We start from the raw sequence: 17,244 nt of genomic DNA on the forward strand, positions 1-17,244 counted from the left end.
AAATAACAAAATAAATAATAAAACAAATATTTGGAGGAATTAAAATGTCAGCAACTACAACAAATTTAAAAGAAGCAATCGTGAACCGTCGTTCAATTCGTAAAGTAACAAAAAACGATGCGATTACGAAAGAAAGAATTGAAGAAGTGTTAAAAACAGCTTTACACGCACCAACATCTTTTAATATGCAAAGTAGCCGTATGGTTGTATTAATGGATGGAGAGCATGAAAAGTTTTGGGATATCGTAAAAGAAACGCTTAGATCACGCGTACCAGCAGAAAACTTTGAAGCGACTGTAGAAAGACTAAAAGGTTTCCATACAGGTGTAGGTACAGTTTTATTCTTTGAAGACCAAGCAACTGTAGAAAAAATGCAAGAAAATGCACCGTTATATAAAGATCAATTCCCATTCTGGTCTCATCAAGGTAATGCAATGTTACAACATACTGTGTGGATGCTATTATCTGCTGAAGGAATTGGCGCATCACTGCAACATTACAACCCAATCGTAGATGCTGAAGTAAAAGAAACTTGGAACATTCCAGCAGAGTGGAGCTTAGTAGGTCAAATGCCATTTGGTGAACCAAATGAACAGCCAGCAGAAAGAACATTCTTACCTACTGAAGATGTAGTGAAATTTTATTAAGAAATACAATATGTAACGATAAGGAAGCTGTGCTTAGAAACAGCTTCCTTTTTTGTATTAGTGTTAATTTATAAGCATTTAGGGAAGGAATATAACAAATAGTCAGGTGAGAAAGGAAGTAGGAAAATGAATGACGAGAAAAAATATACAGTGGTAGGTACTGATGTCGAGGAAGTAAAACGTTTAAATAAAAATTCAGGATTAACGTATAATCAAGTGAAAGAAATGTTAGCGAAGCAAATGCAAAAAAAGAAGTGATTAGATTGAAATCATTCATTTTTTCATTTAACATTTTGATTGGAGAGAGTTAAGTAAAAGGTAACTCTCTTTTTTATATAATTGAGCAACTGTAAGAGTGGAGGAAGCAACATGAAAAAGTGGGTAAAGATAACGTTGTCTATCGCCGGAGGTATTGTCCTATTGGTATGTGCCGGTGGATATTACGTGTATAAAAATTATTTTCCAAAGGAACCAGAGCGTATTGTATATGATAAAGACAGAGTGTTAAAGCCGATACATAACCAGCTTAAAGGGATCAACATAGATAATGTAAAGATAAAAGAAAAAGCAGTTGTAAATGCAACTGTGGATGAACTTCAAAATATGGTCGATGATGGAAAATTATCATATGAAGAATTAACGAGTATTTATCTCTTTAGAATACAAGAACATGACCAAAATGGAATATCATTAAATGCTGTTACAGAGATTAATCCAAATGCAATAGAGCAAGCACGAAAGTTAGATAAAGAGAGGTCGTTAAATAAAAAATCGAACTTATACGGCATTCCTGTCATCGTAAAAGATAATGTACAAACTGCAAAAGTGATGCCGACAAGCGCAGGCACTTTTGTATTAAAAGATTGGGTTGCAGATGAAGATGCCACGATTGTGAAGAAGTTGAAAGAAGAGGGGGCATTTGTTTTAGGTAAAGCAAATATGTCTGAATGGGCGAATTATTTATCTTTTACAATGCCAAGTGGATATAGCGGGAAGAAAGGGCAAAATTTAAATCCGTACGGTCCAATTACATTTGATACATCAGGATCCAGTTCGGGGTCTGCTACAGTGGTTGCGGCAGATTTTGCACCGCTTGCAATTGGGACAGAAACGACGGGATCTATTGTCGCACCAGCGACGCAACAATCTGTAGTTGGGTTACGTCCATCGTTAGGTATGGTTAGCAGAGCTGGCATTATCCCATTAGCTGAAGCACTTGATACTGCAGGGCCAATGGCAAGAACGGTAAAAGACGCGGCAACGTTATTTAATACAATGGTAGGTTATGATGAAAAAGATGCTATGACAGAAAAAATGAAAGATAGAGATAGAATAGATTATACGAATGATTTATCAATAGATGGATTAAAAGGAAAAAAGATAGGGATTCTTTTTTCTGTAGATCAACAAGATGAAAATAGAAAAGCAGTAGCAGAAAAGATTAGAAAAGACATTCAAGATGCCGGTGCGATATTGACTGATGATATTCAGTTAAGTAGCGAGGGTGTAGATAATCTGCAAACATTAGAATATGAGTTCAAACATAATGTTAACGACTATCTTTCGAAGCAAAAAAATGTGCCTGTAAAATCGTTAGAAGAGATTATAGCGTTTAATAAAAAAGATAGTAAAAGAAGAATGAAATATGGACAAACATTAATTGAGGGCTCTGAAAAATCTGCTATAACGAAAGATGAATTTGAAAAAGTAGTTCAAACGGGTCAAGAAAATGCAAGGAAAGAGCTAGATAGATATTTAGTAGAAAAAGGATTGGACGCTTTAGTCATGATTAATAACGATGAAGTTCTTTTATCAGCTGTAGCTGGTTATCCTGAATTAGCGGTACCAGCAGGCTATGATAAAAATGGAGAGCCAGTAGGTGTTGTATTTGTCGGGAGGCAGTTTGGTGAAAAAGAACTTTTCAATATTGGATATGCGTATGAACAACAGTCTAAAAATAGACGTTCTCCTAAAATATAGAATTTAAAAATAGTTTTTAGGAAAGGATTAGATAAAAAATCAGACATTAAAAAAGAAAAAAAGGATTCTTCCAAATTAGTAAGAAAGATTGTCTATAGAAGTTCATAAAATGTAATAGTATTACAATGAATACGTTCGTTTTGTAATATATCAAATTTACATCCATAGAAGGGGGAGGTTAAATCTTAATGAATGAAGTGAAAAATTTTTTTCGAAGTAGAGGGTTTCAACGGTTTATCGTTTTAATAATATTAGCGTTTGTATTATATGGATTAAAAAGTATGATCAATTTAATATTAATTACGTTTATACTGACATTTTTAATGGATCGGTTTCAACGTTTTATTTCAAAGAAATTGAAAGTGAATCGAAAAATTGTTATCGCATGTTTGTATATAATATTAGTTTCCTTTATCGGCACGACATTGTATAAATATTTGCCTGTGCTAACGATACAAATTTCACAATTGATTTATCAATTTAAACTGTTTTTTCAAAATCCACCGGATAATGAGATCATTAAATATGCACTTTCGACAATTAATGGAATGGAAGTATCAAAATATATAGAACAAGGTGTAGATGTCATCTATCAATCGATAGCGAATATAGGAAAGGTGAGTTTACAAATATTATTGTCTCTAATATTAAGCTTATTTTTCTTATTAGAAAAAGAGCGTATTATTACATTTACTTCTAAGTTTAAAGAGAGTAAACTAAAGATTTTTTATGAGGAGATTGCATATTTTGGTGAAAGGTTTGCAAGGTCGTTCGGTAAAGTAATTGAAGCACAATTTTTAATTGCAGTTGTAAATTGTATCCTGACTGTCATTGCATTAATCGTTTTAGGATTTCCACAGCTTCTCGTATTAGCTGTTATGATTTTCTTATTAGGGTTGATTCCTGTTGCCGGCGTAATCATTTCACTGTTTCCACTTTGTATCATTGCCTATAACGTAGGTGGGGTTATGTACGTTTTGTACATACTAGTGTTCATTACAGTGATTCACGCTCTTGAAAGTTATTTTTTAAATCCAAAATTTATGTCTGCAAAAACGAATTTGCCTGTCTTTTATACATTTATGATTCTCATCTTTTCAGAGCACTTCCTCGGAATATGGGGGCTTATTATCGGGATACCGATCTTTATCTTTTTATTAGATGTACTTGACGTAAATAATGATAAATTGATTAAAAGCAATAAGTGATAGAAATAACCGATGTTGTCTTTTTTGAAAACATCGGTTATTTCTTATTTTTTTTTGGAGGAGGTAGTTTTATAAATTTATTTGCAATTAAAGCTATAATAACAGCAGCAAAAATAAGGACCGCGATTATGCCAATCCCCATACCTGCCCATCCTCCTATAAGGAACATACTTATCGGTATTGCTAATAAGCTTAAAATAATAAGGATCAACCCGAGATTCTTATCATATTTTTTAGTTGGAAATAGCGTTCTGATGATTAAAAAGAGAAAAAGTATTAATGACGCTACAGCTAGTAAGAGGATGACAATTGTCCAAGAATCATCCATAAAATCACTCCTTTCTATTATGGATAATATTACGGTTTAGATTGAGGGTGAACAATAAAAATATAAAAAAGCAATCCAATATGAATTGGATTGCTTTTTTGAATGAAATATACGATTAAAGAACGGGAGCCATTGTTTCTTTCAACACTTGAACAGAGTGATCGAATTTTAATTCTTCGTCTTCACTTAATTCTACTTCTAAAATTTCACGAACACCGCCACGATTTAAAACAGCAGGTACGCCGATATAAACATCTTTTTGACCGTATTGACCTTCTAAGTATGCTGAAACTGTTAATACGCTATTTTCGTCGTTTAAAATAGCTTTTGTAACACGTAGAAGTGACATACCAATACCATAATAAGTTGCACCTTTGCGCTCAATAATATGGTAGGCTGCATCACGAACATTTATGAAAATTTTGTCTAAATCTTCTTGTGTGTATGTGTTGTCTTTATCAAGAAGCGTTTGTAGTTTTTGAATACCAACTGATACGTGACTCCATACTGGAAGTTCTGTATCGCCATGTTCTCCGATAATATAAGCATGAATGTTGTGTGGACCAATGTCGAAGTACTCACCTAACATATAGCGGAAACGAGCAGAGTCAAGCGTTGTACCAGAACCGATTACTCGTTCTTTTGGTAAACCAGATTCTTTCCAAGTAACGTACGTTAAAATATCTACAGGGTTTGTTGCGATTAAGAAGATGCCATCAAATCCGCTATCCATAATACTGCGAACGATTTGTTTAAAGATTTTAGCGTTTTTCTCAACTAAATCTAAACGTGTTTCACCTGGCTTTTGTGGTAATCCAGCTGTAATGACTACAAGATCAGCATCTTTACAATCTTCGTAGCTACCTTTCCATACTCTAGTTGGAGCTGGTGCAAATGGAACAGCGTGACTTAAATCCATTGCTTCTCCTTCGGCTTTTGCTTCATTTACATCAACTAAAACAAATTCTTCAGCTACAGCTTGGTTAATCATGCAGTAAGCATAGCTACATCCAACTGCACCTGTTCCTACTAATACAACACGGTTAATACCTTTTTTCATTTCACAATTCCTCGCAATTTCATTGATTTTATTATGTAAGATAATACGTCCTACTTCTATAAATTCATATCTAGTTTATTACATTTTATAAAAGATATTCAAGTATTTGAAAATGTATCCGTTCAAATTTGCGAACAAAACATAGGAATTCAGTTAACTGAATATAATTCAGTAAAATCCTTTTTAAAAGGGGAAATGGTATGGGGAATCCATTATCGATGGAACAAATGCTTCAAATTGTTCATGAAGGGCTTGCCAAAACGAATAACCCCAAACAAATTACAGTTGCCGGTGCAGGGATTTCTGGATTAGTTGCAGGTTCTTTATTGAAAGAGGCTGGACATGAAGTAACGATTATAGAAGCAAATAACAGAATAGGTGGCAGGGTGTATACGATTCGTGAACCGTTTAGTGCGGGTTTATACTTTAATGCAGGACCGATGAGAATTCCTGATACGCATGAGTTAACTTTAGCGTATATTCGTAAATTTAAACTACCGTTAAACCTTTTTATAAATAAAACTTTTGCAGATATCATTTATACGAATCATATTCAAACGAGATTGAATGTGTTTGAAAATGATCCAAGTATACTTGAATATCCGGTTTTGGATAAAGAAAGAGGAAAAACGGCAGAAGAGCTAATGCTTGAAGTATTAGAACCAATACTAAATTATATTAAGAAGGATCCTAATAAAAACTGGTTTATCGTTGAAAAAAAGTATAAAACGTATTCGCTTGGTTTATTTTTAATGGAGTATTATTCGGATGGAGCAATAGATATGATTGGTGTACTTCTTGATATGGAAGCATATATGGGAATGTCTTTAATTGAAGTATTACGGGAAATGATTTTTTTTACTTCAACGGCGAAATATTACGAGATAACGGGCGGGATGGATGCATTACCAAATGCATTTTTACCACAGCTAAAGGATAATATTTTTATGTCCTATAAAGTAGAAAAAATAATACAAGAAGATAATAAAGTGATGCTGCAAGTAAAACATGAACAAACGTTAGATCCATTTACAATAACAAGTGATATTGCTATTATCACAATTCCGTTTTCGGCGTTACGATTTGTAGAAGTTCAGCCATTTCATTTATTCACTTATTTTAAAAGACGAGCAATTCGTGAATTAAATTATATTGCTGCAACTAAAATTGCGATAGAGTTCAAAAGTAGATTTTGGGAAAGAGTCGGGCAGTATGGTGGGAAATCTATTACGGATTTACCGATACGTTTTACATATTATCCGAGCTATGGCATTCAGTCACCAGGGGCAGCTATCGTTATAGCAAGTTATACGTGGGCGGATGAGGCTTTAACATGGGATAGTCTCCCGCATAGAGAGCGTATTCGTTACGCATTGAAAAATTTAGCGCAAATATATGGGAATGTAGTCTATAGTGAGTTTATAACAGGGGAATCTTTTAGCTGGAGTAAGAATACGTATTCTTGCGGAGCATTTACAGCTTTTGAACCAGGCCAAGAGTTAGAATTATTTCCTTATATTGCGTCGCCGGCTGGAAACGTACACTTTGCAGGAGAACATACAACGTTGACACATGGGTGGATGCAGGGAGCGATTGAGTCTGGAATTAGAGTTGCTCATGAAGTAAATGAAAAGTGAAGATAGTAGATATATTTACAAATTGTTATTCTTTTAATAAAATGATAAATATAAATCGTAATTATTACGCTTTGAATACGTTTGAAATAAAGAAATGGATGGTTGATCAAATGAATAAAGTGGAAATTCATATATTAGGTGGTTTTTTAGGTAGTGGAAAATCAACATTATTACAAAATTTATTAGTAGCGGAGAAGAAGAAGAATAGAAAAGTTGCTGTTTTAATGAATGAAATTGGTGAATACTCAGTAGATACAGATATTATTGGTAAAGAGAATGTGTTAAGAGAATTACTAAAAGGATGTATTTGTTGTACGTTAAAGGAAGAACTTGAAATACAATTGCATTCATTATATCAGCAAGAAAGACCAGATGTAATTTACATAGAAACAACAGGCGTCGCACATCCAATTGAAGTGTTAGATGCATGTGTATCACCAATTTTAGCACCTTTCTTAGAAGTGAAATCAATTGTAGTCGTTTTAGATGCAGTAAGATGGTTAAATCGAAGTATATTAAGTGCAAATGTGCAACAGTTACTGCATGAGCAAATGAAATTTAGTAGTCACCTTCTTATTAATAAATCAGATTTACTAACAGAAGAAGATAAGAACAAAGTACTTGAAGAAGTGAAAGCAATAAATAATCATGCGAAATTGTTTGAAACAAAATATTGTAATATATCTTTAGATGATATAGAAGAAGCTGAATTTGTGAGTGCTGGGGAACACGAGACACTTCATGTTAAACAGCATTTACATATACAAACGATGACGTATCAATTTACGAAATCGATTGATCAAGACAAATTATATGAATGGCTTTCGAATTTACCAGATAGTATTTATCGAGTGAAAGGTTTTGTGAAATTCCATGGAGATAAATACCCTCATCTATTCCAATATTCGTTTGGCGTACCAACTTTACTAGAGCAAGATTTTGGTTTCCCGACAAACTTGGTAGTAATCGGGGAAGGGCTAGATAAGAAACAATTGGTTGAAGGGTTAGAAAAGGTAGAAAATAATTAAGTGCTTTTTATGTAGGCTGCAATAATTAACTTAAGTTAATTATTGCAGCTTTTTTCGTGATGAATACTGTAATGAAACAGTATTTTCAATTGGATAACGGAATATATATTGATTGTATGTTCATTTCCATTTAATAGGAAGGTGATTATAGATTTGTGCCGAATGTAGAGGATACTACAAGAGTTTTCCATTATCTATCTTATAGTTTAAAAGTCATGATTACGGGCAGGGGAATTTGGCGTGTTTGATTCTATCAGAAAGTAAAGTATGGGGAGGATCACAATGTCGATGAAAAAACGTAAGTGGCTAAAAACGATGTTTACTGGTTGTGTTTTAGGTTCGTTATTAATAACGGCAGCTTGTTCAGGAAAGAAAACAAGTACAGAGGATGAAAAAACGATTAAGGTAGGGGTTCTTGCATCATTAACAGGTCCATTAGAATCGTATGGAAAGCAAACAGTGAACGGATTTGAATTAGGGTTAGACTATGCAACTGGTGGAACAGGAAAAGTGGAAGGGAAAAAAATTAAGTTTGTAGTAGAAGATACGGAAACGAAAGCCGATGTAGCGGTAAAGAAAGCTACGAAATTATTAGAAGAAGAGAAAGTTGATTTCTTAGTCGGATCGTCTAGTTCAAGTGATACGTTAGCGGTTTTACCACTTGCTGAAGAATATGAAAAAATTATGGTTGTAGAACCGGCAGTTGCTGATAGTATTACCGGGAAGAACTGGAATAAATATATTTTTAGAACTGGAAGAAGTTCCTCACAAGATGCGATTGCAGGAGCAGCAGCAATTGCGAAAAAAGATGTAAAGATTGCGACGTTTGCTCCAGATAACGCTTTTGGTCGTGAAGGGATTGCGGCATTTAAAGCGGGTGCGAAAAAATTAGGAGCAAACATTGTAAACGAGCAATACGCTGACACGAATTCAACAGATTTTACGGCAAATATTCAAAATATCATTAGCTCAAAACCAGATTACTTATTTATCGTTTGGGCAGGGGCAAATTCACCTTGGAAACAGTTGAAAGATATGAATGTGGAAGCGCAAGGTATTAAAGTCTCTACTGGTGCACCGGATATACCAGCATTAAAAACGATGGATGCATTAGTAGGAATGCAAGGTTTTTCTGTTTATTATCATGCACTTCCAAAAAATAAGGTGAATGACTGGTTAGTTGAAGAACATAAAAAAAGATTTAATGGTGCAGTACCAGATTTATTTACAGCAGGAGGAATGTCAGCGGCAATTTCCATTGTGGAAGCATTAAAGAAAACAAATGGTGATACAGATGTAAATACATTGATTAAGAAAATGGAAGGAATGGAATTTGATACACCGAAAGGAAAGATGAAATTTAGAGAGAAAGACCACCAAGCGATGCAGACGCTATATTCTATCACGTTGAAAAAGCAAGATGGTGTTGATTATCCGGTACCAGTGTTAGAGCGAGAATTAACGATGAAAGAGACAGAACCACCAGTTCAAAATAAATAGACTGAATTTTCTGTTGTTTTTGTATAAAGAGGGGATACCCTCTTTATACGTATTTCTTTCATACTGAAAGCTTTAAAGGGAGGGATTTCGTGACACATTTGTTAGAGACGAAAAATCTTTGTGTATCTTTTGGTGACCATCATGTTATTAAAGATGTTAATTTAACGGTACAAAAGGGAAAGCTCATTTCAATTATTGGACCGAATGGTGCCGGCAAGACAACGTTATTTAACTTACTAAGTGGACAAATTTCTCCGACGAAAGGTGAAGTGTATTTTAAAGGAAAAGAGATTACAAAATTATCGATTTCAGACCGAACAAGATTAGGAATCGGGCGCTCTTTTCAGCTTACAAATATATTCCCAGAGTTAACGGTACTTGAAAATGTACGTTTAAGTGTTCAATCATTCGTTCAAGATTATTACAGTTTTTTCCCGAATGTAGCTAAGTTAAAGCAGCAAACTGGAGAGGCGAGACGTCTTTTAAAAACAGTGCTACTTCATGAGAAAGAGGGGGTATTAGCAAAAGATTTAGCTCACGGGGAAAAAAGAAAGTTAGAGCTTGCTATGTTATTAGCATTAAAGACAGATGTATTACTGCTTGATGAGCCAACTGCGGGTATTTCAGTTGAGGAAGTTCCGGCTATTTTACAAGTGATTGAAAATATTAAAAAACATCCAGAGAGCACAATCGTACTCATCGAACACAAAATGGATATGGTACTAGGTTTGTCGGACCATCTTATCGTTTTATTTCATGGCGAGTTATTAGCGGAAGGGTTACCAGAAGAAATGATGAAAGATGAGCGTGTACAAAGTGCTTATTTAGGGGGATTATATAGTGGCTCTATTACAAGTGAATAATATAGAGACGTATTTAGATCAGTTTCATATTTTACAAGGGGTATCACTCACTGTTGAGAAAGGGACGATTACTGTACTGTTTGGAAGAAACGGGGCGGGAAAAACAACAACGTTGCGATCGGTTATGGGATTTCATCGGATAGCAAATGGTGAGATTTATTATGATAGTACGCAGGTCAATGGATTATCTACACATTTAATTTCAAGAAAAGGAATAGGCTATGTACCAGAAAATCAAGGGATTTTTCATGATTTAACAGTAGAAGAGACGTTCGCACTTGCGAGTGGAAAAGGAGAAAAAGTTCACGAGAAAATAGATTGGATGCTCGAGCTATTTCCTGATTTAAAGCAGTTTTGGAATAAGAAAAGTGGGCTTTTAAGCGGGGGACAAAAACAAATGTTGGCTATTTCAAGAGCGTTTATTAATAGTGATGGACTATTGCTTATTGACGAGCCAAGTAAGGGGCTATCACCAATTATGATAGAAAAATTAATGGTAGCAATTTTGAAAATGAAGGAGAAAACGACTGTTTTACTTGTTGAACAAAATTTTATGATGGCTAGTCAAATCGGTGATTATTTTTACATTATGGATAATGGGCGTATTGTGCATAAAGGTTTTATGAATGAACTGCGAGAGGATAAAGAAACATGTCATAAATATTTAGGTATTTCTTAACATTGATACGGGGGGATAGAACGTGGATGTGTTAATTAACTTATTTGTAAACGGCGTTTCAACCGGGATGCTTATTTTTTTATTAGCATCAGGTCTTTCACTTATTTTCGGCCTAATGAGCGTTTTAAACTTTGCACATGGTGGTTTATTTGCATGGGGAGCTTTTACAGGCGTTTGGTTATTTAATATGACAGGTAGTTATGTGTTAGCGTTAGTTGGAGCGGTTGCTATGGGAATGTTGCTTGGTTTTATTTTAGAACGATTTCTTATTAGGCCAGTGTATGGAAACCATGTTCGCCAGCTACTCGTTACACTCGGAGGAATGCTCGTTCTTAGTGAGTGTATAAAAATATTTTGGGGACCGAATCCAATTAGTGCAAAGTTACCGATATGGTTACAAGGTAGCTATACATTTGGAGGGGTTATATTAATAAAATACCGGTTGTTCGTTATTTTAGTTGGGATACTAATTTACATTGCTCTACTATTACTACTCAAAAAAACAAAGATAGGTCTTATGATCCGCGCTGGTGTAATGGATAAGGAGATGGTTCAAGCACTCGGCATTAACGTGAAAGCTATATTTTCGTTCGTCTTTCTATTAGGAGCAGGAATGGCAGCGTTAGGTGGATTCTTATTTGCACCATATTCAGGCGTTGTTTTCGCCGAAATGGGTATGCAATATGCAATTTTAGCTTTCATTGTAGTAATAATTGGAGGGTTAGGTAGCGTCCAAGGTTCAGCTATCGCTTCTTTAATTGTCGGATTAGCCGGAGCTTTTACAGCATATTTCATGCCAGATTTATCACTTGCAATCAATATGTTAATGTTACTGTTTTTCTTAATAGTGAAGCCAACTGGACTTGTTGGTGAAAAGGGGTGAAATGGTGAACAACACATCGAATCGAATTAAAGTATACTTCGGAGTATTTATGCTCATTTGTTTAAGTGTATTTCCGTTCGTAAATGATTCACGGAGCTTGTTAATTTTGTTCACTCAAATCTTCATCTTTGCTATTTTTGCAATGAGTTTTGATATATTGCTTGGTTATACAGGAATTGTATCGTTCGGCCACTGTATGTTCTTTGGAATAGGAGCATATGGGGTAGCACTTTTATTCGATCGGCAAGGTGTATCAATAACAAACTTTTTCATAGGTATAATAGCGGCAATTATCGTTTCAGCAATCGTTAGTTATATAATCGGCTTGCTTTCTTTACGGTTGAAAAGTCATTTTTATGCAATGTTAACGCTCGCTATTTCACAGTTGTTTTTCGTACTTGCTGAAAAATGGCGTGGGCTAACTCACGGAGGAGATGGATTTACATTTGGAGTACCAGAAATATTCCGTGATCGTTTTACATTTTATTATGTAACGTTTATATGTTTAATCAATATTTTCATTTTGCTACGTCTTTTCACCAAATCTTCAATTGGGAAAGTATTAAAGGCAATTTCACAAAATGAACAAAGAGTTGAAGCACTTGGTTATAAAGTTCTTCATTATAAAATTATCGCAAGTGTAGTGGCAGGAATAGTTGCAGCGATTAGCGGTGGTCTATTCGTCATCACATTACGCTTTGTAAATACCACTGTATTTTCAATTGAAATGACGTTAAATGCATTATTAATGACAATGATTGGAGGGGTTGGAACGTTAATCGGAGCCATTGCAGGAGCTGGTATCATTGAATCACTAAAATATTATTTATCAGAATTAGCGACGGAGTATCCGATTTTTGAAAGATGGACGATTATTCTAGGGTTATTGTATATAATCGTGTTACTAGTTTTTCCGAAAGGATTAGTTGGAACGGTTAAGCAGTTGAAGAGTGTTAAAAGGAGTAAGAAGGAGAAAAGCGCAGGTGTGGAGCAGAACGTGTGAAAAATCAATTGTATATAAAAAAAACCCCTCTTTTATATACGTTCAAGAGGGGTTTTTATTTTGAAAAAAGTTTGTAAACAAAGTCATTCTATTACTCAAATAGTTCATCAGGGGTATGCTTAATAAAGTTTCGATTCGTAAAAAAATGAACAGCTAATTTCTCTATTGGAACATTTTCAATTGTTACTAACTTATCATTTTTAATCGGTAAAAAAGCTATCCCATTTCCCTCAACGATAAATTCTTCCATAAGCGAATAAGAATCTAACTGTTGAAGTTGGCGCTGAGATAGATTGTTTTCTTTTAAAAATTGTATTGTCTTATTTCTAAAAGGGCACTTCTTGTCATTACTAACGAAGAAAAGTTCTTTTGAATAGTCAATGGTACACTTTTCTTTCGCTTTTAATAAACCTACAGAAATTGAAGTGGTGAATACTTTTTTAAACGCTGCGTCAGGATAATCCTCATAAGTTATGACCATATCAACTTTTTGTTGCTGTAACAGTGTTTGTAAGTGGCTACTACTTTCAATGTATAGTTGGTAACTCCTAAAATTTTCTTTAATGCGCATACTTAAATAATTTGTCAAAATAGATTGTGATGTCGCAATTACATAAGAAGAACCACTCGTTTTAATTTCATTTTTTGCTTCTTCTAACAGAGTTAATATTCTATTCGTGTAGTCTAATAAAATGTCACCAGAAGGTAACAATGAAACACCTTTGTTATCTCTATGTAGTAATGGTGTTTCTAACTCTTGTTCTAATTTTTTTATTCGCTCCGTTATATTCGGTTGTACATAACCTAGCTCTTTAGCAGCTTTACTAATAGAGCCTTCATTCGCTACAGTTTTAAATATGATAAGATCATTTATTTCCATTCATTTCAGCCCCTTATACGGTATCATTATAAATGATACCAAACATAATTTATACCTATTTTACGTTAGTTAGCCATCGGTTTATCATTATGTATATAAGATTGAAAGTGAGTGATAAACATGATTGGAATGCAATATAAGGTTATTTTGCCAAAGGATTATGATATAAGGATTATTAGAGAAAGGGTAAAAAAGAATGGTCATAAAACAGATGGTTTTCAAGAGTTGAAATTTAAGGCCTATTTAATTACTGAGGCAGGTAAGGACGGGAATTTCTATAATTGCTATGCACCTTTATATATTTGGAATGGTCATGAAGGGATGAACAAATTTATCTTTGAAGGGTATTACGATAATATTTTACAATCGTTCGGGTGGCAACAAATAAATATAGGTGTTCCATTCGTTGTTAATGTAAGTAATGACTTTAAAAAAAGTAGATATGTTGTTGAATATGTAGGGAGTATTTCTCAAATGGATTCATTGATTGGGGCTCAATTTAATATTTCGAATCAGAATGTCCAGAATACAGAAAATTGTATAGGGAATGTAATAGTCTATAACCCAGATAAGTGGGGATATAGTCATTTTGATTTTTATGAAGAAAAGCCTGAAATTGAAGCAATGAAGGATATTACAATATATGAAGTTCTACACATTTCACAGTAGATGTGGAATTGAAATATAGATTAATTATTTATAAAAAATCCATTTTGATTCAAGTAAAAAGGTTCAAAATGGATTTTTCTTGGTTATCTTATGTATACTCAAAACAAATTACTGCTTTTCTTAATTCTTTATTGAAGAATAAGTATATACGATCTGCACCATAAGCTTGAAAATAATATCCTGTAACAAATCCAACATACGTAAATGGATGACCATATTCATCTTTTGGCACATATAGAAGATTAGTATAGTCAAAAGATTCAAATCTTCAATTAATTTATAGACCTGATGTTATGTCTAAGGAGGAAGTAAAAGTGGAACTTAAGTAATTTATCCCGTAAAAGCCCGATGGGTGTAAACAAGGGTCTCTTATGCAAACCTATACAAGTTTTACATGAAGACGGTAATCTTGAATGAATTTACGGTACGATAAAAGAAAATAATAGGTTAGATGGTGTGAATTTCAAACATACCGTTTTGGAAAACAAAAATAAATGCATGATAAGGATTAGGCGTTGGAGCTTAATCCTTTTTTTATGGAGATGTAGAGAATGGTAAGTAGACCTAATACTACACGAGTAATACCTTTGGTTAAGTTCAAGTAAGTTGAGTTATATAAAAAAATGTAATTATCACTTGCATTAACATCACTTGCGTAGTAAAGTGATAATAAGATAAACGCTAGGAAGTGATAAAACATGCGTGATAATACGATAGGATCGTTAATATGGTTACGTTTAATACGATTTACGAATCAAAGTAATCAAATGTCAAATGAATTTTTAAAACGGTTTGATTTAACGACAGCCCAATTTGATGTCCTTTTGCAAATACGGACATATCAGCCGTTGACACAAATGGAGTTAGCTGAAAAGGTTACTGTTACGCAAGGCGGTATTTCTCGAATGTTAACTCGTCTTGAAAAAGAAGGATATATTGTGCGAAAACAAGATTGGAAAACAAAAACAATTAGTCTTACAGAGCAAGGAGAAGCAGCTTTAGAGAGAGCATTGCCAGAGCAACTTGCATTTCAATCTTCGTTTTTTGATGATGTATTAAATGAAGAAGAGCAGAAAATATTATACGAGCTGATGACGAAAGTTCATAAGCATAGTGAAAAAAAAGAATTACCGCAAGAGTAATTTTTTTATACTATCAATTGACTAATCAAGTGATGGCGTAGGTAATACGGAGATACACTTGACTTACCAACGTTTTTAGAAAAAAACTAATACTACTTTATTAAAGGGGAGAGTAACTATGGAAAAATACCGTATAGATACAAGAAAAGGAATTGAGTTTGGATTATATTCAATCGGTGATCATGTTTTAAATCCACATAATGGGGAGAAAATTACGCCAGAGAAAAGAATTCACGAACTAATTGAAACAGCTAAGTTAGCAGATGAGGCAGGGCTTGATGTGTTTGCTGTCGGCGAAAGTCATCAAACACATTTTACAACGCAAGCTCATACAGTTATTTTAGGTGCGGCCGCGCAAGCTACGAAAAATATAAAAATTGCAAGTTCCGCAACGATATTAAGTACATCTGACCCAGTTCGAGTATATGAGGATTTCGCTACCATTGACTTGATTTCTAATGGTCGTGCTGAAATTGTAGCTGGTCGTGGATCTCGTATTGGAGGATATAGTTTACTTGGTTACGATGTAAATGATTATGAAGAGTTATTTGAAGAGAAGATGGATCTTTTATTAAAAATTAATAAAGAGGAACATGTCACATGGAATGGGCAGTTCAGAGCACCACTTGAGCATGCTTCAGTTATTCCTAGAGCTAAAAACAATAACCTGCCAATTTGGCGTGCGGTTGGTGGACCGCCAGCTAGTGCAATTAAAGCAGGACGTGCAGGTGTGCCAATGATGATAACAACACTTGGTGGTCCAGCAATTAACTTTAAAGTGTCAGTAGATGCTTACCGCGAGGCTGCTCAGCAAAGTGGATTTGATCCAGCTAGTTTACCAGTTGCGACAACGAGTTTATTTTATACGGCAAAAAATTCACAAGATGCACTTAGTGAATATTACCCTCATATTAATGCTGGTATGCTTACACTGCGCGGTGGTGGGTATCCGAAACAGCAATTTACAAATGCAATAGATTACCGTGATGCTTTAATGGTTGGTAGCCCACAACAAATCATTGAGAAAATGCTTTACCAATATGAATTGTTTGGCCAACAACGCTTTATGGCACAAATTGATTTTGGCGGTGTACCATTTGATAAAATTGAGAAAAATATTGAATTAATTGCTACTGAAATTTTACCAGCCGTTAGAAAACATACAGCAAAATAAATAAAAAAACTGAGAGTCTAATTGACTCTCAGTTTTTTATTTGTTCTGGAAAAATGACAAAAAAATGAACTTTTAGTCGAGGGAGAGGGAAGTAATTTTTCTATTTTTGAATAACATTATTTCGAGTTTGAATTTTGAAAATACATTTTTCTCTTGACAAAAAATAAGCATTTATCCAGGGTGGTTTCGAGGACATTTTTCCGGGTAAAAGTCAAGTGTATGAAGAAAAAACGATTGTTTTATAGATATAAAAGTAAGCCGTATATTGAAAAAACACATTCTGCTAATGAGAAAAATCTGATTCAAAAAAATGACAAAAGACATATTTCAGACAAAATGATGTCAATAATACGTCAAAAATAACCTGAATTTACTATGCAGGTATATTATACAATTCGATTAACGAATCAAAACACTACAGAAATAGTGAAAAGATAAAAATAGCATTGCAATAGTTTGAAAAACTGAAATTTTGCATTTTTCGACAATACATACAAGATGTTTTTGTCTTTTCGCATTTCTTAATAATTGAGTTTTTTAAGATTGCTCAATTAATTTTAATT

The 17,244-nt window shown here is 34.1% G+C and carries 17 protein-coding genes and 2 pseudogenes; 15 read left to right on the forward strand and 4 right to left on the reverse strand.

Features of this window, described 5'->3' with window-relative positions; genetic code table 11:
• Positions 1 to 44 precede the first annotated feature (44 nt).
• From F0362_RS09655 to F0362_RS09665, 4 genes are all read left to right on the forward strand, one after another.
• Complete coding sequence (locus tag F0362_RS09655; RefSeq protein ID WP_001277039.1) at positions 45 to 647, forward strand: nitroreductase family protein; 603 nt, start codon at positions 45 to 47, stop codon at positions 645 to 647.
• 126 nt (positions 648 to 773) lie between these two features.
• Positions 774 to 905, forward strand: a complete 132-nt coding sequence (locus F0362_RS31235) for a hypothetical protein (RefSeq protein WP_000997344.1) — start codon at positions 774 to 776, stop codon at positions 903 to 905.
• Between the two features lie 111 nt (positions 906 to 1,016).
• Positions 1,017 to 2,627 (forward strand): amidase family protein, encoded by a 1,611-nt coding sequence (locus F0362_RS09660; protein ID WP_000759436.1) that lies wholly within the window; start codon positions 1,017 to 1,019, stop codon positions 2,625 to 2,627.
• A 188-nt stretch (positions 2,628 to 2,815) separates the two neighbouring features.
• Complete coding sequence (locus F0362_RS09665) at positions 2,816 to 3,835, forward strand: AI-2E family transporter (RefSeq protein WP_001006567.1); 1,020 nt, start codon at positions 2,816 to 2,818, stop codon at positions 3,833 to 3,835.
• Positions 3,836 to 3,872: 37 nt separating this feature from the next.
• Here the strand turns inward: F0362_RS09665 and F0362_RS09670 are convergent, their stop codons facing one another.
• A complete protein-coding gene (locus tag F0362_RS09670; protein ID WP_000342830.1) occupies positions 3,873 to 4,163 on the reverse strand; it encodes a YesK family protein in 291 nt (96 codons plus the stop codon).
• Positions 4,164 to 4,278: 115 nt separating this feature from the next.
• Entirely contained in the window at positions 4,279 to 5,223 is a 945-nt protein-coding gene (locus F0362_RS09675; protein WP_000715319.1) for an L-lactate dehydrogenase, read from the reverse strand.
• Between the two features lie 200 nt (positions 5,224 to 5,423).
• Here F0362_RS09675 and F0362_RS09680 point away from each other — a divergent pair, with 200 nt between their 5' ends.
• From F0362_RS09680 to F0362_RS09710, 7 genes are all read left to right on the forward strand, one after another.
• Positions 5,424 to 6,860 (forward strand): flavin monoamine oxidase family protein, encoded by a 1,437-nt coding sequence (locus F0362_RS09680; RefSeq protein ID WP_000528019.1) that lies wholly within the window; start codon positions 5,424 to 5,426, stop codon positions 6,858 to 6,860.
• A 110-nt stretch (positions 6,861 to 6,970) separates the two neighbouring features.
• Positions 6,971 to 7,888, forward strand: coding sequence for a CobW family GTP-binding protein (locus F0362_RS09685; RefSeq protein ID WP_001044962.1), 918 nt, complete (start codon positions 6,971 to 6,973; stop codon positions 7,886 to 7,888).
• 282 nt (positions 7,889 to 8,170) lie between these two features.
• Entirely contained in the window at positions 8,171 to 9,388 is a 1,218-nt protein-coding gene (locus F0362_RS09690) for a substrate-binding domain-containing protein (protein WP_000062008.1), read from the forward strand.
• An 89-nt stretch (positions 9,389 to 9,477) separates the two neighbouring features.
• Positions 9,478 to 10,251: an ABC transporter ATP-binding protein gene (locus F0362_RS09695; protein WP_000149304.1), complete on the forward strand. Its 774-nt coding sequence runs from the start codon at positions 9,478 to 9,480 to the stop codon at positions 10,249 to 10,251.
• Positions 10,229 to 10,930 carry a branched-chain amino acid ABC transporter ATP-binding protein gene (locus F0362_RS09700; protein WP_149889748.1) on the forward strand — a complete coding sequence of 234 codons (702 nt, stop codon included), beginning with the start codon at positions 10,229 to 10,231 and terminating at the stop codon, positions 10,928 to 10,930. The genes F0362_RS09695 and F0362_RS09700 overlap by 23 nt, the downstream gene beginning before the upstream one ends.
• A gap of 22 nt (positions 10,931 to 10,952) precedes the next feature.
• Complete coding sequence (locus F0362_RS09705; protein ID WP_000382809.1) at positions 10,953 to 11,813, forward strand: branched-chain amino acid ABC transporter permease; 861 nt, start codon at positions 10,953 to 10,955, stop codon at positions 11,811 to 11,813.
• A gap of 49 nt (positions 11,814 to 11,862) precedes the next feature.
• Positions 11,863 to 12,816, forward strand: a complete 954-nt coding sequence (locus F0362_RS09710; protein WP_002093784.1) for a branched-chain amino acid ABC transporter permease — start codon at positions 11,863 to 11,865, stop codon at positions 12,814 to 12,816.
• Positions 12,817 to 12,907: 91 nt separating this feature from the next.
• On the opposite strand, the gene F0362_RS09715 is transcribed toward F0362_RS09710, so the two are convergent.
• Positions 12,908 to 13,696 (reverse strand): LysR family transcriptional regulator, encoded by a 789-nt coding sequence (locus F0362_RS09715; RefSeq protein WP_000404971.1) that lies wholly within the window; start codon positions 13,694 to 13,696, stop codon positions 12,908 to 12,910.
• Positions 13,697 to 13,816: 120 nt separating this feature from the next.
• On the opposite strand from F0362_RS09715, the gene F0362_RS09720 reads away from it, so the two are divergent.
• Positions 13,817 to 14,365, forward strand: coding sequence for a DUF4865 family protein (locus F0362_RS09720; protein WP_000579877.1), 549 nt, complete (start codon positions 13,817 to 13,819; stop codon positions 14,363 to 14,365).
• A gap of 88 nt (positions 14,366 to 14,453) precedes the next feature.
• Here the strand turns inward: F0362_RS09720 and F0362_RS09725 are convergent.
• A pseudogene (locus F0362_RS09725) lies at positions 14,454 to 14,621 on the reverse strand (siderophore biosynthesis protein); the annotation flags it as partial.
• Between the two features lies 1 nt (position 14,622).
• Between F0362_RS09725 and F0362_RS31385 the strand changes: the two are divergent.
• The 3 genes and pseudogenes from F0362_RS31385 to F0362_RS09740 all read left to right on the forward strand — a co-directional run.
• Positions 14,623 to 14,694: pseudogene (locus F0362_RS31385) on the forward strand (DUF4352 domain-containing protein); the annotation flags it as partial.
• A gap of 369 nt (positions 14,695 to 15,063) precedes the next feature.
• Positions 15,064 to 15,507, forward strand: coding sequence for a MarR family winged helix-turn-helix transcriptional regulator (locus tag F0362_RS09735; RefSeq protein WP_001205523.1), 444 nt, complete (start codon positions 15,064 to 15,066; stop codon positions 15,505 to 15,507).
• 118 nt (positions 15,508 to 15,625) lie between these two features.
• Entirely contained in the window at positions 15,626 to 16,681 is a 1,056-nt protein-coding gene (locus F0362_RS09740) for an LLM class flavin-dependent oxidoreductase (protein WP_000417545.1), read from the forward strand.
• Positions 16,682 to 17,244: the final 563 nt, after the last annotated feature.

Source organism: Bacillus sp. BS98, from assembly GCF_008432245.1.
GTDB lineage: Bacteria > Bacillota > Bacilli > Bacillales > Bacillaceae_G > Bacillus_A > Bacillus_A toyonensis.